Origin of the sequence: Enterococcus sp. AZ015 (assembly GCF_050499225.1) — a bacterium.
Taxonomy (GTDB): Bacteria; Bacillota; Bacilli; order Lactobacillales; family Enterococcaceae; genus Enterococcus_D; species Enterococcus_D entomosocium.
On sequence record NZ_JBMHEX010000001.1, the window covers coordinates 3,115,044 to 3,140,105 of the forward strand.

Annotated in this window: 23 protein-coding genes; 11 read left to right on the plus strand and 12 right to left on the minus strand. The window is 44.9% G+C overall.

Annotated features, from left to right (window positions below; translation table 11 throughout):
- Positions 1–112: 112 nt before the first annotated feature.
- From prmC to IGK85_RS14545, 6 genes are all read right to left on the minus strand, one after another.
- Complete coding sequence (prmC, locus tag IGK85_RS14520; protein WP_005233577.1) at positions 113–970, minus strand: peptide chain release factor N(5)-glutamine methyltransferase; 858 nt, start codon at positions 968–970, stop codon at positions 113–115.
- Positions 963–2,036: a peptide chain release factor 1 gene (gene prfA / locus IGK85_RS14525; RefSeq protein ID WP_005227884.1), complete on the minus strand. Its 1,074-nt coding sequence runs from the start codon at positions 2,034–2,036 to the stop codon at positions 963–965. Before prfA ends, prmC begins: the two co-directional genes overlap by 8 nt.
- Before the next feature lie 3 nt (positions 2,037–2,039).
- Entirely contained in the window at positions 2,040–2,624 is a 585-nt protein-coding gene (locus tag IGK85_RS14530) for a thymidine kinase (RefSeq protein WP_005227882.1), read from the minus strand.
- 136 nt (positions 2,625–2,760) lie between these two features.
- A complete protein-coding gene (locus IGK85_RS14535; RefSeq protein ID WP_008379353.1) occupies positions 2,761–3,342 on the minus strand; it encodes a GNAT family N-acetyltransferase in 582 nt (193 codons plus the stop codon).
- A gap of 54 nt (positions 3,343–3,396) precedes the next feature.
- Positions 3,397–3,822 carry a GNAT family N-acetyltransferase gene (locus tag IGK85_RS14540; RefSeq protein WP_005233566.1) on the minus strand — a complete coding sequence of 142 codons (426 nt, stop codon included), beginning with the start codon at positions 3,820–3,822 and terminating at the stop codon, positions 3,397–3,399.
- Between the two features lie 2 nt (positions 3,823–3,824).
- Positions 3,825–4,346, minus strand: a complete 522-nt coding sequence (locus IGK85_RS14545) for an AAA family ATPase (protein WP_008379349.1) — start codon at positions 4,344–4,346, stop codon at positions 3,825–3,827.
- Positions 4,347–4,437: 91 nt separating this feature from the next.
- On the opposite strand from IGK85_RS14545, the gene msrA reads away from it, so the two are divergent.
- Entirely contained in the window at positions 4,438–4,956 is a 519-nt protein-coding gene (gene msrA / locus IGK85_RS14550; RefSeq protein ID WP_008379347.1) for a peptide-methionine (S)-S-oxide reductase MsrA, read from the plus strand.
- Positions 4,957–5,118: 162 nt separating this feature from the next.
- Entirely contained in the window at positions 5,119–6,183 is a 1,065-nt protein-coding gene (locus IGK85_RS14555) for an iron-containing alcohol dehydrogenase family protein (RefSeq protein WP_008379345.1), read from the plus strand.
- Between the two features lie 152 nt (positions 6,184–6,335).
- Here the strand turns inward: IGK85_RS14555 and IGK85_RS14560 are convergent, their stop codons facing one another.
- Both IGK85_RS14560 and IGK85_RS14565 read right to left on the minus strand, forming a co-directional pair.
- Complete coding sequence (locus IGK85_RS14560) at positions 6,336–7,130, minus strand: HAD family hydrolase (protein ID WP_337447202.1); 795 nt, start codon at positions 7,128–7,130, stop codon at positions 6,336–6,338.
- 183 nt (positions 7,131–7,313) lie between these two features.
- Positions 7,314–8,132 carry a Cof-type HAD-IIB family hydrolase gene (locus IGK85_RS14565; RefSeq protein ID WP_008379340.1) on the minus strand — a complete coding sequence of 273 codons (819 nt, stop codon included), beginning with the start codon at positions 8,130–8,132 and terminating at the stop codon, positions 7,314–7,316.
- A gap of 391 nt (positions 8,133–8,523) precedes the next feature.
- Here IGK85_RS14565 and IGK85_RS14570 point away from each other — a divergent pair, with 391 nt between their 5' ends.
- The 7 genes from IGK85_RS14570 to IGK85_RS14600 all read left to right on the plus strand — a co-directional run bounded on the left by IGK85_RS14570 (position 8,524) and on the right by IGK85_RS14600 (position 16,537).
- The gene (locus IGK85_RS14570; RefSeq protein WP_008379338.1) at positions 8,524–9,930 is read left to right on the plus strand and encodes a TrkH family potassium uptake protein; all 1,407 of its coding nucleotides are present in this window, start codon (positions 8,524–8,526) and stop codon (positions 9,928–9,930) included.
- Between the two features lie 198 nt (positions 9,931–10,128).
- Positions 10,129–11,478 (plus strand): Mur ligase family protein, encoded by a 1,350-nt coding sequence (locus IGK85_RS14575; protein ID WP_008379336.1) that lies wholly within the window; start codon positions 10,129–10,131, stop codon positions 11,476–11,478.
- Positions 11,471–12,142, plus strand: a complete 672-nt coding sequence (locus IGK85_RS14580; protein WP_005233555.1) for a type 1 glutamine amidotransferase — start codon at positions 11,471–11,473, stop codon at positions 12,140–12,142. The genes IGK85_RS14575 and IGK85_RS14580 overlap by 8 nt, the downstream gene beginning before the upstream one ends.
- Before the next feature lie 187 nt (positions 12,143–12,329).
- Positions 12,330–13,922 (plus strand): alpha-glucoside-specific PTS transporter subunit IIBC, encoded by a 1,593-nt coding sequence (locus tag IGK85_RS14585; protein WP_005233553.1) that lies wholly within the window; start codon positions 12,330–12,332, stop codon positions 13,920–13,922.
- A 13-nt stretch (positions 13,923–13,935) separates the two neighbouring features.
- The gene (locus IGK85_RS14590; protein ID WP_008379332.1) at positions 13,936–15,267 is read left to right on the plus strand and encodes a 6-phospho-alpha-glucosidase; all 1,332 of its coding nucleotides are present in this window, start codon (positions 13,936–13,938) and stop codon (positions 15,265–15,267) included.
- Between the two features lie 63 nt (positions 15,268–15,330).
- The gene (locus tag IGK85_RS14595) at positions 15,331–16,104 is read left to right on the plus strand and encodes a MurR/RpiR family transcriptional regulator (RefSeq protein WP_008379329.1); all 774 of its coding nucleotides are present in this window, start codon (positions 15,331–15,333) and stop codon (positions 16,102–16,104) included.
- Positions 16,097–16,537, plus strand: coding sequence for a hypothetical protein (locus IGK85_RS14600; RefSeq protein ID WP_008379328.1), 441 nt, complete (start codon positions 16,097–16,099; stop codon positions 16,535–16,537). The genes IGK85_RS14595 and IGK85_RS14600 overlap by 8 nt, the downstream gene beginning before the upstream one ends.
- A gap of 55 nt (positions 16,538–16,592) precedes the next feature.
- On the opposite strand, the gene IGK85_RS14605 is transcribed toward IGK85_RS14600, so the two are convergent.
- Both IGK85_RS14605 and IGK85_RS14610 read right to left on the minus strand, forming a co-directional pair.
- The gene (locus IGK85_RS14605; protein WP_008379326.1) at positions 16,593–17,423 is read right to left on the minus strand and encodes an endonuclease/exonuclease/phosphatase family protein; all 831 of its coding nucleotides are present in this window, start codon (positions 17,421–17,423) and stop codon (positions 16,593–16,595) included.
- A gap of 93 nt (positions 17,424–17,516) precedes the next feature.
- Positions 17,517–19,691, minus strand: coding sequence for a PTS transporter subunit IIBC (locus IGK85_RS14610; protein WP_005233542.1), 2,175 nt, complete (start codon positions 19,689–19,691; stop codon positions 17,517–17,519).
- 251 nt (positions 19,692–19,942) lie between these two features.
- Between IGK85_RS14610 and IGK85_RS14615 the strand changes: the two genes are divergently transcribed.
- Both IGK85_RS14615 and IGK85_RS14620 read left to right on the plus strand, forming a co-directional pair.
- Complete coding sequence (locus tag IGK85_RS14615) at positions 19,943–22,207, plus strand: glycoside hydrolase family 65 protein (RefSeq protein WP_008379323.1); 2,265 nt, start codon at positions 19,943–19,945, stop codon at positions 22,205–22,207.
- Positions 22,208–22,314: 107 nt separating this feature from the next.
- Positions 22,315–23,334, plus strand: a complete 1,020-nt coding sequence (locus IGK85_RS14620) for a LacI family DNA-binding transcriptional regulator (protein WP_005227844.1) — start codon at positions 22,315–22,317, stop codon at positions 23,332–23,334.
- Between the two features lie 77 nt (positions 23,335–23,411).
- On the opposite strand, the gene IGK85_RS14625 is transcribed toward IGK85_RS14620, so the two are convergent.
- Together IGK85_RS14625 and IGK85_RS14630 are read right to left on the minus strand one after the other, a co-directional pair.
- A complete protein-coding gene (locus IGK85_RS14625; protein ID WP_005233536.1) occupies positions 23,412–24,377 on the minus strand; it encodes a ribose-phosphate diphosphokinase in 966 nt (321 codons plus the stop codon).
- Between the two features lie 71 nt (positions 24,378–24,448).
- Positions 24,449–24,988, minus strand: a complete 540-nt coding sequence (locus IGK85_RS14630) for a C39 family peptidase (protein ID WP_005233534.1) — start codon at positions 24,986–24,988, stop codon at positions 24,449–24,451.
- Positions 24,989–25,062: the final 74 nt, after the last annotated feature.

A 25,062-nucleotide genomic window follows, 5' to 3' on the forward strand; every position in this document is an offset into this window, starting at 1 on the left:
CATTTTGTGGATAAGTCGTTTGTCAAGTGTGGATAACCTTGTTTATAACTCCATTTATTCCCAAATTGTTCATTTCATAAGGTTTTTGCACTTTTTCTGTAGCAAAAAAAATTTATTTATCCACATCTTGTGGATGACTGACAAACACCATCCGATCTTGACCCGCAAGATCTTTTACTACGGTAACTTCTTTGTTGGGAAAAGCGGCTGCAAAAAGCTGTTGAACAGCTTGTCCTTGCTGGAAGCCGATTTCCAGCGCCATTTGCCCACTTGGTGCCAAACACTTCGGTGCTTGCTGTGCTAATTGCTTATAGATCGCCAATCCTTGTTCTTGAGCAAAAAGCGCCATTTTAGGTTCTTTTTCCCGTACGCTGATATCCATCAGCGGCCACTCTTCAGCGCTGATATACGGCGGGTTGGAAACGATCAGATCCCATTGCTGATCTGCCACAGGCTCCAAGGTATCTCCTTGGAAAAAGCGGATCTCCGCACCTAAGGCTGTCGCATTTTCTTTAGCAACAGCTAACGCCTCTGCTGAAAGATCCACGGCACTTACCGACCACTGGGGACGTGCCAATTTTAAGGCAATGGCGATCGCTCCTGTACCCGTGCCAATGTCAACGACTCGTAGCGGCTGATCTGCTGGTAGTTTTGCCAGACAGTTTTCCACCAGCTCTTCGGTTTCTGGACGCGGGATCAAGGTTGCAGGGGTCACTTTTAAGCGATGACCATAAAATTCTTCATACCCCAATAAATATTGCGGGGGTTCATGCTGTAGCAACTGTTCAAGATCTGCTGCGATCTGTGCCTCATCTTCCCTTAGGATGGGTTGGTCCATCTGCAGCAGCCAATCGAGTTGCTGCCAGTTTTTTCGCTGTAAAAACAGGTATTGGATCGCATACCCGTCCAGTCCTTTCGTTTCTAAAAAAGAAGAAGCCCGTGAAAGGACTTCTCGATAGGTTTTAGCCATTTTGCATCTCATCTAATTTTGATGTTTGATCGTAAACGATCAGTGCATCAACAATTTCATCGAGTTTTCCAGCTAAAATTTGATCCAATTTTTGAATAGTCAACCCGATACGGTGATCTGTTACGCGGTTTTGCGGGAAGTTATAGGTCCGGATCCGTTCAGAACGATCGCCGGTACCCACTGCTGATTTACGGTTTGCATCGTATTCGCTTTGTGCTTCTTGCTGCATTTGGTCATAGACCCGTGCCCGCAAGACTTTCATCGCTTTCTCACGGTTTTTCAGCTGTGAACGCTCATCTTGCATCGCAACAGCGATCCCAGTTGGCAAGTGAGTCAAACGAACAGCAGAAGCTGTTTTGTTAACGTGCTGACCACCGGCACCAGAGGCATGGTAAATATCGGTACGAATATCTTTGTCTGCGATATCGATTTCGACTTCTTCTGCTTCAGGCATAACCACGACCGTTGCCGTAGACGTATGGATTCGGCCTTGTGATTCGGTAGACGGTACCCTTTGCACTCGGTGGGCGCCGCTCTCATATTTCAATTTTGAAAAGACGTTGTCGCCAGTGATCATCATGATGACTTCTTTGTAGCCGCCGATCCCAGTGACGTTGGCATCCATGACTTCGACTTTCCAGCCTTGGTTTTCCGCATATTTTTGATACATATTGAAAAGATCGCCAGCAAATAAGGCTGCTTCGTCGCCGCCTGCTGCACCACGGATCTCCATGATGATGTTTTTGTCATCATTCGGGTCTTTTGGCAACAACAAAATCTTGATGCGTTCTTCTAAAACGTCTTTTTCTTTTTTCAAGTCAGAGAGTTCTTCTTTGGCCATCTCAGCCATTTCTGCATCTAGGTTTTCCCCAAGCATTTCTTCAGTGTCCTTGATTCCTTCAACGACTTCTTTGTAACGGCGGTAGACTTCCACCGTTTCCCGTGTATTGGCTTCTTCTTTTGAAAGCTGCATGAAGCGTTTGGTGTCAGAGATCACGGCTGGATCACTTAGTAATTCGCCTAATTCTTCGTAACGGTCTTCGATTGCTTGTAACTGATCGTACATTGATTATTCTCCTTCTTTTTTCATTCCCGGGTGAAAGTAATGCTTGCGGCAAACTGGATAATACGCTTCATTGCCGCCGATTTGTACTTGATCGCCCTCGTAAACGGGTTTTCCGTCGATATAGTGCAAGTTCATGGTTGCTTTTTTATGACAGAACCAGCAGATGGTTTTCATCTCTTCGATTTTATCTGCGTAAAGCAGCAAGTATTTTGAGCCTTCAAATAATTCATTGCGGAAATCATTTTTCAAGCCAAAGGCCATTACAGGAATACCTAACTCATCCACGATTTTGGTGAAAGCCAGCACGTGATGCTTCTTTAGGAACTGTGCTTCGTCGATCAAAATACAATAAGGTTTATAACCGAGGTCTTTGATCAAATGAAATAGATCCGTTTCATCAAAAATCGGGATCGCGTCTCGCTCTAAGCCGATGCGACTCGAAACATTTCCCACGCCGCTTCTCGTGTCCAATCCACTTGTCATGATCACGACTGGTTTGTCTTGTTCTTCATAGTTGTGAGCAACTTTCAGTATCTCGATCGTTTTCCCACTATTCATTGCGCCATATTTAAAAAAAAGCTGTGCCATCTCGCCCATCCTTCCTCATACTCCTTTGGTATTATACTTGAAAAAGGAGAATTTTTACAGACTTAAATTCGACACACGCCGCCTTTTACGCAAGAGTTTTACGAAAAGTTAACGGATTTTTTGCTGCCGGTACTTCTTAATCATTTCTGGCTTTTCTGGCCACTTCTGCCAATACTTGACAAGCCAGTGGATATTCTGGATTTTCATTCCCATTGATATCCGTTGCAATGATCACAAAACCGAGCTGCTGGTAGAGCTTGATTGCTGCGTGGCTCCACGTTTGCGTATGAAGATACATCGGCTCGTTGGCTGCCTCTAAGACAGAAACGACTTGCGTGACCAAGCCGCGAGCGATCCCTTGACGTTGAGCTTGCGGCATTACTGCTACCCAATGGACTAGCGGAACCGGTGTACCGTCTTGCTTGGCTTTTTTCCAAGCGGTAGCCGTGCCGACCGGTGTACCTGTTTGATCAAGGGCAAAAAACATTCGCTGTCCTAGCTGTGCTTGCTCGGGCATAAATTCTTTTTCAAAATACGCCAATGCCTCTTCCTCATTGTCAAACTCTCCGACGGATGTTTCGATCCGTGCCCAGTGCCTTTCGTCTCCTGCTTGGTAGCTGCGTAGCGAATAGTTATCGGATTGAATGGGCTGGATCGGTGTGCTTTTGTGTGCTCGCTTCATCCAGATTTCTGCATATGGAATTGATTTATCTAACATTGGTTGTGCCTCTCTTTCCTTGGTTTCGTCCTTGTTCAACGGTTTCTTTGGGATTCAATCACGTAATTTCTTTACTAGAAAAATTTCTGTTAGCTGATTTTGCGTATGGGCGATTCTCCCGATTTCTTCATAGCCCACTCGCTGATAAAAATCTGGTGCTTGGAAATCAAAAGTCGCCGTCTGGCAATTTTCACAGCCAAATGCTTTCAACTGCTGTTCAAGATCCGTAAGAATCTGCTTGCCATACCCTTTTCCCCGCTCGGATGCTTTGACCCACAGGGTGTCAAGATAGCCGATATGATACATTGAGGCGTAGGCAATACCGCCAGCAATCACCACACCCTCTTTTTTGATTACACTGCTAAAGTTCTGATAGGTCTCTGTTTGTGTAAATGGTTTTTGATGCTTTGTGTATGCTGTTAATGCTGTTTCTAACGCAGCCAATTCTTGGTCTGTTCCTTGTTCAATGATTCGCGCCATATTCAATCACTCCTTCTTGTTTCTTGATAATCTGCGATGATCTGATCGACCGTTTCTGCTATCGTTAGGCCTTCTTTGATCAGTCTTTCCTCTGAAGATCCTTTTGGGAAAAGCAAGTCTCGCTCAAGCCACCATTTACGCATCGCTTCCTCGGAAAAATAGTCTCGCTGCATTCGGGTCTGATGTCTTTTGACCGTTTCCTCGAAAGAAAGATCAAAATAATAAACTAGCTTTTTTTGGGGAAAGAGTTTCATTAGAAAGTCGAGAAAGTCTTGGTATTTTTCACGAGAATAAATCCCCTCAACAAGTATCATCGGCACTTTCCCCTTCGCATATAGGACAGCTTCTTTCATCAAACCGCTGGCTAAATTATTAGGGGTATCTTTGACACAAAAAATTTCTCGCCGAAAAACATCTTGTGAAATCAGCACTGCCTCTTCCCCAAAAACGTGCTGAACAGCTTTGGCAATAGTGGTTTTTCCGCTGCCAGAATTCCCCCGTAGTAAAATTAACATGCTTTCCATGGGCGGTCCCTTCTTCGTTAGTAAGTTATCTAAGCATATCTCTTGTTTTTCTCTACTAGAAGCATACCATAGAAGCAAAGGAGGAATACCTATGAATGATACGGCAATTTTTGCTGGTGGTTGTTTTTGGTGCATGGTGAAGCCTTTTGATTCACAGCCAGGCATCCTCAAAGTGGTTTCGGGCTTTACTGGCGGCCATGTCCCTAACCCAACCTACCAACAAGTAACGACAGGTACCACCGGTCACACCGAAGCAGTTGAAATCACCTTTGATCCTGAAGTCATCTCTTATGAAGAATTAGTTGCCATCTATTGGCAGCAGACAGACCCCACGGATGCGTTTGGTCAGTTTGCCGACCGTGGTGATTCCTATCGTCCAGTGATTTTTTACAATAGTGAAGAACAAAAAGCGATTGCGGAAAAATCAAAGGCGCAGTTGCAAGCTAGCGGCCGCTTTGACCGTCCGATCGTAACGAAGATCGAACCAGCAGAACCTTTTTATCCTGCAGAAGATTATCATCAAGATTTTTACAAAAAAAATGCAGCCCATTACAATGCTTATAGCGAAGGCTCCGGTCGAGCCGGCTTTATTCGCCAAAACTGGGCTTAACATTTTGGAAAACGTTCCTTACAATTCATCACTAACAGCCGATCTGCCTCGTCAGCAGATCGGCTGTTTTCTGTTTTTTCCCAAAAAGGAAATTGACAGTCAGGGCATTTTCGCGCTACACTGATTAGAAAATTCTGACGATTATAAAGGAGTGTTTGTTTGATGTTAGCTAATGAAGTCCGTCCAGGTCCAAACCGTTATATTACGGGCGATGGGGTCTTAACTGATTTGCCGGAGTATTTACGAGAGTTCCAAGAGGTAGCAGTAATTACTGGGGAGCAGTCATTCGATGTGTTTTCGAACTATTACCCTCATTCATTTGACTACCCGATCTACCGCTACGATGGATCATCGAGTTATGAAAATGCGCAAACCTTAGCTGAAGCGATCCAGCAAGCAGATGCCGTGGTGGCAATCGGCGGCGGCAAGGTCGCTGATACAGCAAAAATCACCGCTCAAACCCTTGGCGCAGAGCTGATCGTGATCCCTACATTGGTTTCCAACTGTGCGCCCTTTACCCCGGTGATCGTCGCCTATTACCCCGATCATACGATTTGTAAAATCGACTATGCCAAAAAAGGTGCCTACATGACGATCGTCGACACCCGTTTTTTACTAGCCACACCTGTTGATTACTTTATCGCAGGGATCGCTGATACCTTAGCCAAATATTATGAAATGGAAGCCATCTTCCGCAACATGGCAGAAGACGACAAGACTGCCTTAGTACGGCTAGGTTTCCAAAGCGCTCTTTTGATCAAAAACTTGCTGATTGCCGATGCGATCCAAGCTGTCAAAGACCTAGAAGCTGGGCAGCTGACACCCGCCTTTGCCCGCATCACCGACGCGATCATTGCTTTGGCAGGCGAAGTTGGCGGTTTTGCAGTAGAGTTTGGCCGCACGTCCGGTGCGCATGCGCTGCATGACGGCTTGTCTTATTTGAATGAGACCCATAGTGTCTTGCACGGCAATAAAGTCGCCTACTGCATTTGGGTCCAGCTTGCCTATACCAATGATTTTGATGTGATTGAAGAATTACGGCCGTTTTACGAAGCTTTGCACTTGCCGATGAAGCTGAAGGATCTCCACGTGACGCGCCTTGATCGGGATTACTTCGCCTCGGTTCTGACCTATGCTGTCAAGGAAGAAGAAACCTTTATTTTGATCGATCCTGCGATCACACCCGAAAAAGTCTATCAGGCGATCGAAGCAGTAGAGGCGCTGTAAACCGTACAAATTGCTAAACAACTTTATATCAATAAAAAACTGTTTCCCTAATGCATTTCGGAAACAGTTTTTTTATTTGATCAAACTGACACGCAGTAGCAATCCTGGCTGCGCATGTTCTTAGCGGGCAACAGCAACTGACGCATTGCCCATCACTGCACGGCTTCACCCAGCAACCCGTTTTCTAAGCAGTATTGATAAATACCTTCCTCGGCTACGTGACCAATCACTTCGTCAGCGATCGCTTTTAACTCATCCGAAGCATTGGCCATTGCTAGACCCCAACCAACTGCCTCCAGCATCTCAATGTCATTGTTGCCATCCCCAAAGGCAATGGCTTCGGATTTATCCAAGCCATAGTAAGCCAGCATTTTGGCAATGCCGCTTCCTTTCCCGCTGCTGGCTGGAATAATATCGACTGCCCGATCCCACCAGGCGGTGATTTTCGCCTCTGTAGTATTTGCCATCACTTTGGCGTAGTCTTCTTTCCCTGAACCTAACATCACTTGGAAAATGTCTTGCTGTTGGATCAACTCTTCAAAATCTTCTGCCACGATCACTTCTTGGTGAGCAAAGGAAAAATACTCAACTAAATCAGCATCTTTGCCATTGGCAACGGTACGATCCTTCGTTGCGATTGCTACTGGACGCTTGAGCGCCGTCGCATTTTCTATGATTTGCTGAACATCTTTTTTAGGAATGGGGTTTTGGTGGATCCCCTCGGCTTGATTAAAACAATACGATCCGTTAAAGGTCAAAAACGCATCGAAGGTCACGCCTTCAAATTGCGGCAACGCGATGGGACTTCTGCCAGTCGCAATGCACAACAGGATCCCTTGCTTCTTCAAGGCTTTTAATGTGGCTAACATTCTTTCAGAGATTTGCTTTTTGTTCATGTCGATCAGTGTGCCATCAACATCAAAAAAAATAATTTTCACGTTCTTCATGATCTTCCCCATTTCCGTCTCGATTTTCAAAAAAATTGATGCGCTTTTCTCTCTATTGTTCCGTGCGGATCGTCGCTGTTATCTTTTATTTCTTTTATCTTCTCATAAATTGCCAGCGTTTTCTTCTGAAATCGTGAAAATTGATCGGAATACTTACCTATTTTTAAGAATCTTAAAGAACGCCTAGACTATCGGGAACAGCTGATCCAATGTGACTAATACTCCATCCTCATCATTTGAGGGACAGACAGCGGTGGCAACGGCTTTGACGTTTTCTGGCGCATTGTCCATCGCATAGCCTCTCTGGCAATAGGCTAACATTTCCAAATCATTGCCGCCATCGCCAAAAGCGACACATTGCTCAGGAGTGATCCCCCATCGCTCTACCAAGCGTGCCAATCCTGATGCTTTGTGGCAGTTAGGCACGATCAGATCCACGGAACCATGCCCACTGCCTGTTGGCACTAGCAAACCAGCTAGTTCTTTTTGAAATAGTTCCGAATAATAGGCCGTTTTTTCGACAGGAACGGTTGGGGCAAATTTCAGGATCGTGTCCTCTACTTGGGCAAAGTCATCGACCCATTGCAATTTGTGGTAATACTTATTTGTTAATTCAAAAAAAGCATCACTGACCGTTCCCCGTTCACAATAAGCACTATTGAGCCCACACATTACATTTTTAACTTCGGAGTATTTTTTACATAAATCTAAGGTTGCGAAAACCGTTTCTCGGGGAATGTCCGCTGCAAAAAGCACTGTTTCTTTGTCTTTGACAAGTGCTCCGTTTTCTGCAACAAAACTCAGCTCGTGATCATAGCCGGGAAATTGAGCCCGCAACTGGTAATACTGATTGCCGCTGGCAACGACAAACTGACAGCCGACTGCTTTCATGCGGCCCAACACGGCCTTGAAGCGGGGAACATCATACGTATAATCCGTGCGCATAAAGGTTCCATCCATATCGACAGCTACTAACTTGATATCATAAGGGTTGGCATTCATCTACTTCTCTCCATTCTGGCTTTCTTTATTAAAGAAAGCGTTTTTCTTACATTATTATTTTAACATGTATATACAACTTCCGCATCCTTTTTCTTGCTAAAAAATCGATTGAAGGGATAGTGCCTCTCAAAAAAGAGACTACTGCTTTACACCATTCAATCGTGCCTACCTTTTCAAAAATCCTTACAATGATTGAAGATCATTCAAAGGCAGACCATCGCTGCCAAACACAAGGATTGATTGGCGGCTCCTTTGCCCGAATGAAAAGAATCACTCCAGAAACGTTTCCTTGCGCAATTTCTGCCCCACATAAATTCTATCCTGCTTTCTTTCAAATCTACTTGGTTCTTTGGTATACTGGGGATAGTTTAATTAGTGAGGGGTTTTTGTTATGAACTTTACCCGCTTTGCTCGCTTGACGCAGCGCAGGAGCAAGACGTTTATTTCCCAGAATGTATCTTCAATCCAAGTGATTGTTTTTTATTATATCGTGATGACGGTGGTCTCTTTGGGGCTTTTTTCACTTCCCTTCTTTCGGGAACCGGGCTCTCATGTCGCGTTTATCGATCTGTTCTTTATGGCGGTCAGCACGGTCAGTGTCACAGGGTTGACTACCTTCCCGATCAATGACGTATTTAACGACCGCGGGGTCATTTTATTGGAAGTCCTCTTTCAAGTTGGTGGTTTAGGGATCATGATGATCTCGACCTTTTTTGCGATCGTTTCACGGCGCAAAATCAGTTTAAAGCAGCGCCAATTGATCATGACAGATATGAACCAGCCAAAGCTTAGCGGGATCGTTCGGATGATTCGAACGACGTTTACCATCATTTTAGTTTGTCAGTTGGTAGCAGGTACGATCTTCGCTGTTTATTTTCATCTTTACGGGTATTATGACAATTGGCGTGACGCGATCTTTTATGGGTTTTATCAAGCGATCTCTGCTGTGACCAACTCAGGGTTTGATGTGACGGGCAATTCCATCTTGCCGTTTTCCCATGATTATTTCTTCCTGACGTGTATCATGATTTTGATTTTTATCGGGGGGATCGGATTTCCAGTGATCATGGACTTTCGGGAATGGGTCCTTTTTAAAATGAAAAAACAACGCCGCCGCTTGCCGTTTCGCTTTTCTTTATTCACAAAAATTGCTGTTTTGGCTTTCGTGATCCTCTTTGTCGGCGGCACATTGGCGATTTTTTTCCTTGAGAAAGATTATTTATTCAAAGATTACAGCTTTAGCGGTATGTGGATGAACAGCATGTTTTATTCTATGACAACGCGGAATGCTGGCTTGCAGATCCATGACTTAGGCAACTTCCAAACCACGACGTTGATCGTTTTCTCCTTGCTGATGTTTATTGGTTGTAGTCCCAGTTCTGTTGGTGGCGGGATTCGGACGACGACCATTGCCATCATTGGGCTGTACCTCTATGCCTTCTTAAAAAGTGAGGATAATATCAATATCTTTGGTCGCCGGATCGATCAAGATGACGTCCGCAAATCGGTGGTAGTCTTCATGCTTTCGATGGGCATGTGCTTCTTTTGTGTCTTATTCTTGACCGCCATCGAGGATATCCCTTTGATTGCCATCATTGTTGAAGTTTCCTCGGCCTTTGGAACCACAGGACTTTCTTTAGGAATCACGGGCGATTTATCAACTATTGGCAAACTCGTGATTGCTCTTTTGATGTTTATTGGCCGTGTCGGTATGCTGTACACTTTGATGTTATTCGTACCAAAAGAAACACGTGACTTAGGCTACGAGTACCCAACGGAAAAAATCATTATCGGTTAAAGCAGCAGCAAACCTGACAGAAGGTTTGCTGTTTTGCTTTTCAAGCCTTTGATCATCGCAAGTAAAAGAGCCATTTATCAGAATGGTCTTTGTAGAAATTTAAAGAATCGCAAAAGCAATTTAACCTTTTTCTTGGTATATGGTATGATAAATTGAATTTGCACAACGAAAGCATTCGCTCTAATGGAGGGTTACATTATGGGAATACGAAGTCATCTGGCTGTTTCAGTCGGTAAGACCTCTCAATGGGTATTAAAGAACTTTTTCAAAGGTGGCTCAAGCCTGCCTGGTAAATTAGCATTAAAAGTTGATCCACATATATTAGATCATTTGGCGAAAGATTACCAAGTCGTCGTGATCACAGGCACCAACGGCAAAACATTGACGACTGCCTTGACTGTCAATATTTTGCGCCAAGAATTTGATGAAGTATTGACGAACCCCACCGGTGCCAATATGGTCCAAGGGATCGTTTCAACCTTTCTATCGGCACGCCCTAAAAAAGGCAAAAAATTTGCGGTTTTAGAAATTGATGAAGCCAGTCTCAGCAAAGTAACGAAGTACATCAAACCGGAATTGTTCGTTTTCACCAATATTTTCCGCGATCAAATGGACCGTTATGGCGAGATCTATACGACCTATAAAATGATCGTTGAAGGTGCCGCAAACTCACCGGAAGCAATGATCCTCTGCAATGGGGATTCGCCACTGTTCAATTCGGTGGCAACTGTCAATCCGCGGAAATACTATGGATTTGATCATTTGCCAGATGAAGAGCAGATGGCCCATTACAATACGGATGGCGTGTTGTGTCCTGAGTGTCATCACATTTTGCATTATAAAATGATCACCTATGCCAATCTTGGGAAATACTACTGCCCAAATTGCGGCTTCCATCGACCAGAATTGGATTATAAACTGACGGAAATGACTGCAATGGACAACACCTCTGCTGATTTTGTGATCGATGGCAATGACTATCGCATCGAAGTTGGTGGGATGTACAATGTCTACAATGCGCTGGCGGCAACTGCGGTTGCGGAATATTATGGCGTAGCACCTGCAAAAATCAAATCTGGTTTGGCCTATGACGAAAAAGTCTTTGGCCGCCAAGAAGTGATCCGCATCGGGGACAAAGAATGTACGTTAGTTTTAGTTAAAAACCCTGTTGGTTTGAACCAAGTCATCGATATGATCGGCCTGTCGCCCTATCCTTTCTCACTAGTCAGCTTGTTGAATGCCAACTACGCAGATGGGATCGACGTCAGCTGGATCTGGGATGGCGACCATGAAGCGTTTGCCGATATGGGGATTCCTCAAGTGATCGCTGGTGGTGATCGTCACAAAGATATGGCGTTGCGGTTAAAAGTTGCGGGGATCCCTGAAGAGAAAATCATTGAAACCCCTGAACTTGATGACGTCATCAAGCAAATTGCAGACTTACCAACAGAAAAAGTCTATATTTTAGCGACTTACACTGCAGTCCTGCAGCTACGCAAAAAGCTTGCGGAAAAAGGCTATATCAAAGGAGGAATGAGTCGTGACTAAGTATCAACTGAATGTTGCCCACTTGTATGGAAATCTTTTGAATACTTACGGCGACAACGGCAATCTCTTGATGTTGCGCTACGTGGCCGAAAAACTAGGCGTGACCTTCAACGCAGAAGTCGTCAGCATTCACGAGCCCTTCGATCCTGAAAAATATGATCTCGTCTTCTTCGGTGGCGGACAAGATTTTGAACAAGTGATCGTTTCACAAGATATCCAATCAAAAAAAGAAGCCCTGACCAGCTATATCGAAAATGATGGCGTGATGCTGGCGATCTGCGGCGGCTATCAATTGCTGGGTCATTACTACATCGGTGCCAACGGCGAGAAAATCAAGGGGATCGGTGCCTTGGATCATTACACCTTAAGCCAAGAAAACAACCGGTTCATCGGTGACATCGTGATCCACAATGAAGAATTCGATGAGACCTATTATGGCTTTGAAAACCATAATGGCCGTACTTTCTTAGGTAAAGGGGAAAAACCATTGGGGAAAGTCATCCAAGGACAAGGAAACAATGGCGAAGACCAAACCGAAGGCGTGGTTTACCGCAATGTGTTCGGCTCTTACTTCCACGGACCGCTTCTCGCAAGAAATGAGCATTTGGCAGAGCGCTTGATCCGCACCGCCCTTGCCAATCGTTATGGCAACGTCGAAATTTAAATACACGTACTTAGCAAACAAACCTGTTTTTCGCAGGTTTGTTTTTTTATGGGAAATTTCCCCGCAGTTGCTACCTTTTCTCTTTGTTTGCTTCTACGTTCCTATGCCGCCTCACTTTATTGTAACCGCTATCTTTCTTTTCTATACTGAGGTTGTAGTAAAAATTGAAAGGAGATGTTAAGAAATTATGATGGAAAAAGTTCAGCGGTTTGGCGGTGCGATGTTTACCCCGGTCCTCTTGTTTTCATTTTCGGGGATCATGGTCGCGCTGTGTATTATCTTTAAAAATCCGATGCTTGTGGGGAGCATCGCCACTGAAGGCTCTACTTGGTTCAACATTTGGACGATCATTGAAAACGGTGCATGGACGGTCTTCAACCAAATGGAATTACTATTTGTTATTGGATTACCGATCGGTCTCGCAAAAAAAGCCAATGCGCGAGCGGCAATGGAAGCCTTTGTCGTCTATATTACTTGTAATTATTTTATTTCTGGCATGATCGAGTACTTTGGTCACTTCTTCGGTGTCAACTTTGCAGCTGATCCCGGCGGTGAGAGTGGCTTGAAAATGATCGCCGGCATCAAAACATTAGATACTGGTATTATCGGAGCAATTTTTATTTCGGCGATCGTCGTCTATCTTCACAACAAGTTTTTCGATACGAAGCTGCCTGATTTTCTCGGAATCTTCCAAGGCTCTTCCTTTGTCGTGATCCTTGGATTCTTTTTGATGTTGCCAGTCGCTTTCTTGATTGCATTGATTTGGCCGAAAGTCCAAGCTGGCATTGGGTCCATGCAAGGGTTTCTAGCAAGTGCTGGGGTCTTTGGGGTCTGGCTCTATACTTTCTTAGAGCGAATATTGATCCCCACAGGTCTCCATCATTTCGTGTATACCCCCTTTGTTTTTGGTCCTGCTGTCGTCGAAGAAGGAATCTCCAAATACTGGATGGCACATTTACAAGAATTTGCCCAATCCACCAGACCATTGAAAGAGCTTTTCCCTGAAGGGGGCTTTGCTTTACATGGCAATTCTAAGATCTTTGCTGCACCGGGGATCGCTGCTGCTTTTTATTTCACAGCCAAGCCTGAGAATAAAAAGAAAGTCTTAGCGATTTTGATCCCTGCCACTTTAACTGCCGTTTTAGCTGGTATCACTGAGCCATTGGAATTCACCTTCCTCTTTATCTCACCACCCCTCTTTGCGGTGCACGCTGTTTTAGCAGCGACCATGGCGGCAACGATGTTTGCCTTCGGGGTCGTTGGAGATATGGGGGGCGGCTTGATCGATCTGTTAGCGAAGGTCTGGATTCCGCTATTTCAAAATCATCGCAGTATGATCTTCACGCAGTTGGTGATTGGGTTAGCCTTTACTGCGCTTTATTTCCTTGTTTTCCGCTTCTTGATCCTCAAATTTAAGTTAGCCACACCAGGACGGGAAGAAAACAATAGCGAAGTCAAACTATACACCAAAAAAGATTACAAAGAAAAACAAGCCAACACTGGAACTCCAGTGATTGCCGGTGCCAATCGCTACACCGAACAAGCCGCAGTCTACTTAGAAGGGTTTGGCGGTCGCGACAATATCGATAAAGTCACTAATTGTGCCACTCGCCTAAGAATCACCGTCAAAGATCAAGACCAAGTGCTGCCAGATGACATCTTTAAAGGCGCTGGTGCCCATGGTGTCGTTCGCAACGGCAACGCCTTCCAAGTGATCGTTGGCCTGGATGTGCCACAAGTGAGAGAACAATTCGAAAAATTATTAGCTGTATCAGACTAAGGAGGAAACAAAAATGAAAAAATTTTCAATCGTGATCGCTGGAGGCGGCAGTACCTTTACCCCAGGAATCGTCTTGATGCTTTTAGAACACTTGGATCGTTTCCCGATTCGCCAAATCAAGTTTTACGACAATTTGGAAGAACGACAAGAAAAAGTGGCACAAGCTTGCGAGATTTTATTGAAAGAACGCGCACCCGAAATCAGCTTTTTAGCAACCACTGATCCCGAAACCGCGTTTCAGGATGTCGATTTTGTGATGGCGCATATCCGAGTTGGCTTGTATGCGATGCGCGAAAAGGATGAAAAAATCCCTTTGAAATATGGTGTGGTCGGCCAAGAAACTTGTGGTCCTGGCGGGATCGCTTATGGGATGCGTTCTATCGGCGGTGTATTGGAGTTAGTCGATTATATGGAAAAATATTCCCCTGATGCGTGGATGTTGAATTATTCCAATCCTGCAGCGATCGTCGCAGAAGCGACTCGTAAATTGCGCCCTGATGCTAAGATCATTAATATTTGTGATATGCCAGTGGGAATCGAAGAACGGATGGCGCAAGCGATCGGTTTAGCTTCTCGCAAAGAGTTGGTGGTTCGCTATTATGGCTTGAATCACTTTGGCTGGTGGACAGATATACGAGACAAAGCTGGCAATGATTTGCTGCCGCAGATCCAGGCGCATGTGGCAAAATACGGCTATTCATTGCCAGAAGAAATCGAAGCGAGCCAACATGCTGATGCCAGCTGGATGCACACCTTTGCCAAAGCAAAAGAAGTGTACGAGGTTGATCCATCCACTTTGCCAAATACCTACTTGAAGTATTACTTTTTCCCTCAAGATGAAGTGGCGCACACCAACCCATCTTTTACACGGGCAAATGAAGTCATGGCTGGCCGCGAAAAACACGTCTTTGGTGAATGCCAACGCATCGTAGAAAACCAGACAGCGACTGACACCACGCTTGAAGTGGATGAACACGCCAGCTACATTGTTGACCTTGCACGAGCGATTGCTTATAACACGCAAGAACGAATGCTGTTGATCGTGCCTAACGAAGGAGCGATCGTCAACTTTGATGAACAGGCAATGGTGGAAGTGCCTTGTATCGTCGGCAGTAACGGGGCAGAACCAATCACACAAGGCAAGATCCCTCGCTTCCAAAAAGGATTGATGGAACAACAAGTCGCCGTAGAAAAATTAGTCGTGGAAGCTTGGGCAGAGGGTTCTTACCAGAAGCTGTGGCAAGCACTGATTCTTTCAAAAGTGGTCCCAAATGCCCGTGTAGCCAAAGAATTACTCGATGAATTGATCGAAGCAAATCAAGCCTTTTGGCCAGAATTACACTAGCCAGCGTTCTTCGCCTCCCCTCCTGGCTTTTCAGCTATACTTAATCAATAAGGAGGGGTTTTTGTGAAATTACAGTATTTGATTCAACAGCACCAAGCAGAGTTAAGTGAACTTGACCGTGGCATTCTGAACTATATTCTTTCCCACGGCGATACCGTTCTATCTATGGGGATCGTCGAGCTATCCGAGCAGGTTCACGTCTCAAAGTCATCTATTTTACGGTTGACGAAAAAACTTGGTTTTTCTGGCTATTCCGAGTTCAAATATTTTCTACGGCATCAGCAAGAACAGGCAACAACGATTTCGCAGCAAAAAACGATTTTTGAAAAACAACAAGAGGATATTTTCGCCACCCTCAACTATGTAAAAACGGTAGACTTAGCTGTCCTCAACCGCTTGTTTGACCGCAGCAAAACCATCTACTGCTACCCAACTGGGTTTTCCCAAAAGAAAGCACTGGAGGAGTTTTCCAAAATGATGCTTTCTATGGAAAAACGAGTGATCGTATTGCCGAACAAAACGGAATTTGATATGGTCATGCCGATGATCACTGCCGAAGATTGTGTGATCATCGCCTCACTCAGCGGCGAAACAGAAAACGTCAAAGAGAATCTGACGACTTTTGCGATTCGTCAGATTCCCGTTTTGACATTGAGTGCGCCAGGAGATAATTATTTTGCTCGCCATTCAACGTTTCACCTGACCTATTATTGCGATTTTTTTCAAATCGGTCGCAAGAAAATCCCTAGCCAGTCTTTGATTGGACTGAGCTGCTTGATTGATTATTTGATCCGTTCCTACGGACTATTCACTTTACAGGAGGGCAACCATGACTAAACGAAAATGGGCGTTTCCATTGATTTTACTGAGTTATTGGCTTTTGATCGCCGGTGCTTACTATCTTTATCTTTCCTTGACTGCCTTCAACCATGGGATGACCTTTGCCCAGTACCTCAACTCGCAACCGTTAGCCGCTTTAGGGGTCTTGTTAAGTAGTCTCCTTTTGCTGCAAGGGGCTTGCCTGTACTTTATTCAACGGTTTTCCATGAGTAAAAAAGGCCTTTTGGGACAGTATTTATTCCTGATCTTCTTCCAGCAGTTACTGACAGCGAATGTCATCGGCGCAGGACTCGTCTTTTTTACAAGAAGAAGTCTTTCGAGTCAGGAGGAAAACGCAACCTGGGGCGAAAAGAGTTTTACCTATGGGACATTAGCATTCATTCTTTTATTGAGTTTATTCTTTTTCCTCCTTGTTCGATCAGCGATTTAACTTCCCCAAAAAGAAAAGCAGTGCCGGTTGGCACTGCTTTTTGCTGTCGCTCATGTTAGTTTGGCTCTGTTTTTGAAGCAAAAACCACTTTGATTCCAAAGTGATCGCTGACGATTGGAGTACGCGTTCCGTCAAAAACGACTTCATATTCCGTTGCTTGCAGGTCTTTTGATGCAAAAACATAATCGATCCGCAATGCTTCTCGATTGTCTTGCCAACCATCAATGGCTTTAACGACAGAGGCTTCACCAATCGTTTCGGTAGCCGTTAAAAAGCTGTCTTGCAGCTGTAAGGAGCTGTCAAGGACGAGTTGATGACCAGAACTGGCCGCATCGTTGTTGAAATCTCCTAGAATCAATAAGGTATCTGCCCGTTCTGCTAAAAATGCTTCTGTCTGTTGCCACTCGTAGGCAAATTTACCGTCTTGCCACCAAGAAAAGTGACAGCTAACGACTTGTACGATCTGCCCATCGGCTTCAGTCACGCCGCTCAGGTTTTTGCGCGTGGTATGATCCCAGACATCCGTGGCTTGTGAAGCAAGATATTCTTTGGCAATGATGGGCTGTTTGGACAATAAGGCATTGCCTTCGTGGTAAATGTCATAGCCTACGTGACTGTAGGTCCATGACCAATAGTAGTCACAGTCTAACAGTTGCAGTTCTTCCACTAGGCGTAAAGCAAAATTGTCCTCCTTGATTTCCACCAGCGTATCTGTCGGGCAATAAAGCCCATCAGGAACGATGGTTTGAGCAGCAATCGTTTGGTTGACTTCTTGCAAGGCGATGATGTCATAGTCGCCTGTTGCAATTTCTTGTGCGATCATTTTGCATTTTTCTAGCTGATTTTCTTCTAACCAGCTATGGGTGTTCAAAGTTAATACCTTCATGAATAAGGCTCCTTCTCTCGATTTGCTTGTACGATTCCTTTTAAAAATAAAAGAGAGCGGGTCAACAAAAGAGTCGACCCGCTTGTCATTTTATTATAGTTTTACGATTCCAACAACTGCGGCTGCTTGTTGCTTGCCGATTTGGGTCAATTCAAAGGAATCGATTTGATCGCTGTTGGTCAACACTACAACGATGGTGGTGTCTTTGCCAGCAGCACTTACTGCAGCGAGATCCATCTCCGCTAACTTGTCACCGACCGCCACTTGTTGTCCTTCAGTGACAGCTACCGTAAAGGGTGCACCGTTTAAGTCAACGGTATCTAAGCCCATGTGAACCAATACTTCGATGCCTTCATCAGAAAGCAAGCCGATCGCATGTTTCGTTGGGAAGATGTTGGTGACTTTCCCGCTGATTGGTGCGACAACTGTCGTCTGCTCTGGACGCACGCCATAACCGTCACCCATCATTTTTTCCGCAAACACTTGGTCTTTGACAGAGGTGATCGGCATCACTTCTCCAGTGGCAACGGCAGCTAGTTCAGCTGTCACGCCTTGGCTTTGATGGGTAGTGCTTTCTACGGGTGCTTGACTAGCAGTCGGTTCGGGAATCGTGACACCAGAATCTAAGATATCTTGAATGTCTGATTTTAAGACATCTGCTTTCGGTCCATAGACTGCTTGCACGCCATTGTCTTTTACGATCAAGCCTAACGCCCCTGCGGCTTTCCACGCTTTTTCATCGCCGACCGCTTCTCGATTTTTCACAGAGACCCGTAAACGAGTCATACATGCATCAACGTCGGCGATATTTTCACGTCCACCTAATAAATGAATGATTTTCACGACTTGTGAATCTGGGTTCAAGTTGCCATCCGCCGAAGCAGTTGCTGGCGCATCGCTGGCCCCTTCTGTTTCATAGTTGCCGTTTCTACCTGGTGTTGCAAAGTTGAATTTTTTGATCAAGAAGTTTGCCAAGAAATACATCCCGACACCAAAGACGATGGTCACTAACACAAAGTTGATCAAATCCTGTCCTAAGCCGGCATTGATCGCCATTGGGGTACGGGTCAACAACTCGATATTCCCAAAAGAATGGACCCGTAAGTTGACGATATCCGCCATCGCAAATGCCGCCCCTTGTACGACTGCATAAACGATGTAAAGCGGTACGGCAGCAAACATAAACATGAACTCCAACGGTTCTGTTACCCCTGTCAAGAAGACAGCGATGGCAGCTGATAAATACATAGAGGTATATTTGTGCCGTTTGTCCGCATCGACATTGCGGTACATGGCATAAGACAAGCCCATCAAGATCCCAGATGAACCAATCATTTGTCCAACTTTAAAGCGGGCAGGAACAAAGTTTTCCAATAAAAATTGATATTGTGACGTATCTCCAGCATTGCGCATATTCACTAGATCTGTTGCCCAAGCAAGCCATAATGGGTCTTGTCCAAAGACTTGGGTGCCGGCTTGTGCCCCAGAAAGAATTGTGTAGGTTCCACCTAATTCGGTGTAATTGATCGGGATCGTCAACATATGATGCAGCCCGAATGGTAAGAGCAGCCGCTCCAAGGTTCCAAACAAGAAAGGTGCTAAAACGGGCGCACTTTCTTGTGATTGCGCGATCCATAAACCGAAGTTGTTGATACCGGCTTGAATGTAAGGCCAAACGATTGATAACACTAATGCGACGACTACTGAACGGGCAATCACCACGAAAGGGACGAAGCGTTTGCCGTTAAAGAAGGAAAGCGCATCCGGTAATTTGCGGAAATTATAGTATTTGTTGTAAGCTGTTGCCCCCACAAAACCGGCGATGATCCCGACAAAGACACCCATGTTCAAAGCAGGTGCTTCTAATACACTAGTAAAGAAACCGTCGATCATGATCTTTGTCCCAAACAACGTATGGGTAAAGGCGCCTTCTTCGGTTAACATCGCGCTCGTCACGCCAAAGATCGAACCAGTGATCCGGTTGATCAAAATAAAGGCGATCCCGGCAGCAAATGCCCCACCAGCTCGCTCTTTAGCCCAACTACCACCAATAGCTAATGCAAATAATAAATGCAGGTTACCAATAATTGCCCAACCAATGTTTTCAATGACGCCTCCTGTGGTGATCAAGAATGCCCAGTCGGCATTAATCATTGGGATCGTTTTCCCAATACTGATCATCAAACCAGCGGCTGGCATAACAGCGACAACCACCATTAGCGCTTTTCCGAATTTTTGCCAAAATTCGAAGCTCAATAATTTTTTCATCTTCCTTCTTCCTTCCCTGAATCGATTTACGCAATCGGTTTCTTAATAATTTCATTCTAGCGGAGAAAAAAGATTTTGTAAACCCAGAAATATCAAAAGGGATTCTATTCGCTTTTTCACCTTTATATAACTGAATCTCTCTTTCTCGATGTTTCCTAATAGGAAATTCTTTAAACGCAACAACTTTCACTTGACGATGCAATCGTTTGCGCTTATGATAGAGATATCAAAAAGATTCTGGAGGGACTTTCATGAAAAAAATCCAACGATTGTTCGAGATCGATCCATGGAAAATCGCGACATCTACCTTAGATAAAGAAAATCGTCGACTGCAAGAGTCGCTAACAAGCATCGGGAATGGCTACATGGGAATGCGCGGCAACTTCGAAGAACAATACAGCGGCGACCATCACTTAGGTACTTATATCGCAGGTGTCTGGTACCCAGACAAAACCCGTGTTGGCTGGTGGAAAAACGGCTATCCTGATTATTTTGGCAAAGTGATCAACGCGGTCAACTTTATTGCGATGGACCTATTTGTCAACGACCAGTTAGTCGACTTAGCAAAAATCAGCCCAAGTGATTTCCGTTTAGAACTAGACATGGAAACCGGAATTTTACGCCGCAACTTTACCGTCACTTTGGCAGGCGCCACCGTAAAATTCTCTTTTGAACGCTTCTTGAGCATCGTAAAACGTGAACTTGCCCTCATTAAGATGGACGCTGAGATCATTGAAGGCGACGCTGAGATCAAAGTCGTTTCTAAACTAGATAATAACGTCCATAACGAAGACAGCAACTACGACGAACGTTTCTGGGAAGAATTGGCTCATGGCCAAACCGAAACCTTCCATTACTTGACGACTCGGACCGTAGAAAATAATTTTGACATTGAACGCTTTACTGTCACTTCTGCTATGCGTCATAGCCAAACACCGATTGATTCCGTGAAAAGCGAACTTTGCGTCGCTGATACCTTTGCCTTTTCTGGGGCAGCCGGTGACACCTTCTCATTGATCAAAGAAGTCTTGATCGTTACGAGTCGTGATGTTCCCGCTCATGATCATCCAGCAAAAGTCACCGAATTAGGCACTTTATACAAAGCAGATTATGATGCGTTGCGTGCAGAACAAGTCGCTGCTTGGAAAGCCCGCTGGGATTTAGCCGATGTGATCATTGAAGGCGATGCTGCGGCGCAACAAGGGATTCGTTTCAACCTGTTCCAATTGTTTTCAACCTATTATGGCGAAGACGAGCGCTTGAACATCGGACCGAAAGGCTTTACTGGTGAAAAATATGGCGGTGCGACTTACTGGGATACCGAAGCCTATGCAGTCCCATTGTATTTGGCATTAGCAAAACCAGAAGTGACCCGCAACTTGTTGAAATACCGTCACAACCAATTGCCGCAAGCCCATATCAATGCGCAAAAACAAGGATTAGCAGGTGCCCTTTACCCAATGGTGACCTTCACTGGGATCGAATGCCACAATGAGTGGGAGATCACTTTCGAAGAAATCCACCGAAACGGTGCCATCGCTTATGCCATCTACAACTATACGAATTATACTGGCGATACAAGTTACCTGAAAAAAGAAGGATTAGAAGTGTTAAGCGCGATTTCACGTTTCTGGGCAGATCGTGTCCACTATTCAAAACGTCAGCAAAAATACATGATCCATGGCGTCACTGGACCAAACGAATACGAAAACAATATCAATAACAACTGGTACACCAATAAAATGGCTACTTGGGTCTTAGCTTATACCTTAGCCAGCTATGAAGCCTTCAAAGACGAAGCGACTGTCACGATCTCTGACGAAGAGCAAGCCAAATGGCAAGACATCATCGACAATATGTACTTCCCAGAAGACCAAGAGCTTGGAGTCTTCGTCCAGCATGATACCTTCTTAGACAAAGACTTGATGCCCGTTTCCGATCTTGATCCAAAACATTTGCCGTTGAACCAAAATTGGTCGTGGGATCATATCTTGCGCTCTTGCTTTATCAAGCAAGCCGATGTTTTGCAAGGGATCTACTTCTTCGGCGATCAATTCAGCAAAGAAGAAAAACAACGGAACTTTGATTTCTATGAGCCGATGACAGTGCATGAATCTTCCCTTTCTCCAAGTATCCATGCGATTTTAGCAGCGGAATTAGGCATGGAAGAAAAAGCGTTGGAAATGTATGAGCGGACTGCTCGTCTTGATTTGGACAATTACAACAATGATACCGATGATGGCTTGCACATCACTTCTATGACCGGCAGCTGGTTAGCGATCGTTCAAGGCTTTGCTCAAATGAAAACCGATCACGACCACTTAGGGTTTGCGCCATTCTTACCTAAAACGTGGAGCCGCTATGCCTTCCACATCAACTATCGTGGACGTCTGCTCTTTGTTTCCGTCAATGAGTCGACGGTGACTTTGAAAAAAATCAGCGGTGAGGCATTGCCAATCAAGGTGTATGGCAAAGACTATGTTTTAGAAGACGAAATCAGTACAGCGATTAGCTAAACAAGCCTTCTGAAAGAAGAAATGTCTGCATTTCTTCTTTCTTTTGATTGGCTCTACCCTTGTGCCGACACTTTGTGATACTATAAGCTAAAAAAGGAGGGAAATCAGTGAGCATTACGGTCAAAGATGTCGCCAAAAAGGCTGGCGTCGCTACATCCACGGTTTCTCGTGTCGTAAACGATCATCCCAGTATCTCTGAAGATACTAAGAAGAAAGTGCGCAAAGTAATGGCAGAAATGGGCTACGTCCCCAATCTTGCGGCTCGAAATCTCGGCAAACAGATATCTAGTGCCATCGGCGTGATCTTGCCGCCCCTTGATTCGAAAGAACGACTAGGAAACCCCTTTTATTTAGAAACGATCGAAGCCATCAATGAAGAGGCCCGCCATCATCAAATGACGGTTGCCGTTGCCTCCGCCCGTGACTTTGCTACATTACTAAAAAACGTGGAACGAATGCACCTGCAAAAACAAGTAGATGGCTTTATCTTGGTCTATTCCGATGAAAAAGACCCCATCATCGATTATCTGGTCGAAAAAGAAGTCCCCTTTACCTTGATTGGTCAACCATACAGCAATGAAGACAAAATCGTTTTTGTCGATAATGACAACCAGTTGTTAGGCAAGCAAGCAACCGAGCATCTGATCGCCCAAGGGCATACGAAGATTTTATTTGCTACTAATACGACCCATGAAAATCTGTATTTCGAGCGTTTCTTCGGCTACCAAAAAGCCATGATGCTGGCAAATCTCCCCTTTTATCCAGCATTGACCTTTGAAAAAGCGGAAGATTACGTCACGTTTGAAGAAACGATCAAAGAATCCCAAGCAACGGCCATCGTCGTGATCGATGATCTGTTCGCTGTGCGGATCATTCAATTAGCGACGATGTATGGCTACAAAGTCCCCGACGATTTATCCATCATCAGTTTCAACAATTCGATCTTTGCTACTTTGACACATCCGTATTTGACTAGTATCGATATCAACGTGTTGTCCTTAGGAAAAATCGCTACCGAACGGCTGATGGCGCAATTGAATCATGAAGATTCAAACGGCGTACAGCTGGTCGTACCACATAAGCTGATCAAACGAGAAACAGTCTTGAACCGCAACCAGTTGAACTGATCCGCTGTGTCTGGTCCACTTCCCCCACACGCAAAAGCACCCGCTGTCCCTAGGGATAGCGGGTGCTTTTCATATTTTTATTTATACTCTTTGCTTTCCAGGCGGAACAATGGACTCATTGGTGTATTTTCGTGAATGCGGCGAACGGCTTCCCCCATCAATTCAGCACAAGAAATGTAGTGCAGTTTTTCTGGATGGCGTTCTTCGCTGGTCCAACAAGAATCGGTGACACAAATCCTTTCAATCGCTGATTGATCCAAAATTTCTTTAGCTGGCGGCGAAAGTAAGGCGTGAGACACACAAGCATACACTTCGCTGGCACCAGCTTCCTTCAACAAGTCTGCCGCTTTTGCCAATGTATGGCCGGTATTTAAAATGTCATCAACTAAAATACATTTTTTCCCAACGACATCACCAATCACATAGCCGCCATCGGCTTCATCTTGATCGACGATCGCGATCGCTGTATCTAAGTATTCTGCCAAACTACGGGTCCGTTGGACACCGCTGTTTTTTGGTGAAACAACGACATAGTCGTCACCAGTCATTTTTTGTTCGCGATAATAATGGGCAAACAATGGGATCGTAAAGAGATTATCCACTGGGATGTCGAAAAATCCTTGAACTTGGACGGCATGCAGATCAAGCGTCAAGATCCGAGAAGCCCCTGCTTCCACCAGCATATTGGCAATCAATTTTGCAGTAATCGGCTCATGCGGGTTGGCGGTTCGGTCTTGCCGCGCATATGCGTAATAAGGCAAAACGACATTGATGGTCTTCGCACTAGCCCGTTTCATCGCATCGATCATGATCAGCAACTCTAAATAATGATCATTGACGGGTTCATTCGTCGATTGAATGATATAAATATGGTCGCCCCGCACACTTTCTTCAATATTGATGGCAATCTCTCCATCACTAAACTGTGTCACTTTTGACTTCCCTAGTTCTGTACCGAAAACTTTCGCAATGTTTTCTGCTAATGGTAAATTTCCATTTAAACTAAAAATTTTCAACGAACTATCTTTATAACTTTCGCCCATGATTGCCTCCAATGAATGTGGTTGTTTTCTTCTATTCTAGCACAAAGTGACTGTTTTTTTAACCGTCTCGTTCAAGGAAGTGTGACGGTACCGTTTACCCAACTGGCGGGAATTACTTTTTTGTAGTTGCCCCAGTTGTCATGAACTTTAAAATAGCGTTCTCCGCTGGCGGTTTCAGCGTAGGCGTAAGCCACGACCCAATGATTGCCATATGTGCTGCCTAAAGGCTTCAAAATACCGATGATCACCGGTTTGCCTTCGTCGATTCGTTTGCACGCTCGATGCCAACCGCCAACAACGGTCGCACGTCCGCGGTAAGGCAATTGGAATTGATCGAAAAACCGAGTCAAACCATGACTGACTTGCCAAGCGATCGTCGGCAACCCATGAGGCTGAATCAGCACACGCAGCATTTCCGTCACTACTGTCAGATCCCGCTGTTTTTTTCGGCGAAACGCTTTCGGGATGATCGTTTCATCGATGTAATCTTGATAGTAGGCCAAAAAGACGGCTGCCGCATAGGTGCCGCATAAATACCCTGAAGGAGTGACCCACTGCTTATACGGACGAAACCGCTCTTCGGCGATCCCTTTCCACTCTACTTGTTCCATCTCGTTCACCTGCCTTTTTTCTTATTATACCTTAGATTCTCCTCCTACTTGGATCAAAACCCTTTTTCGTCTAG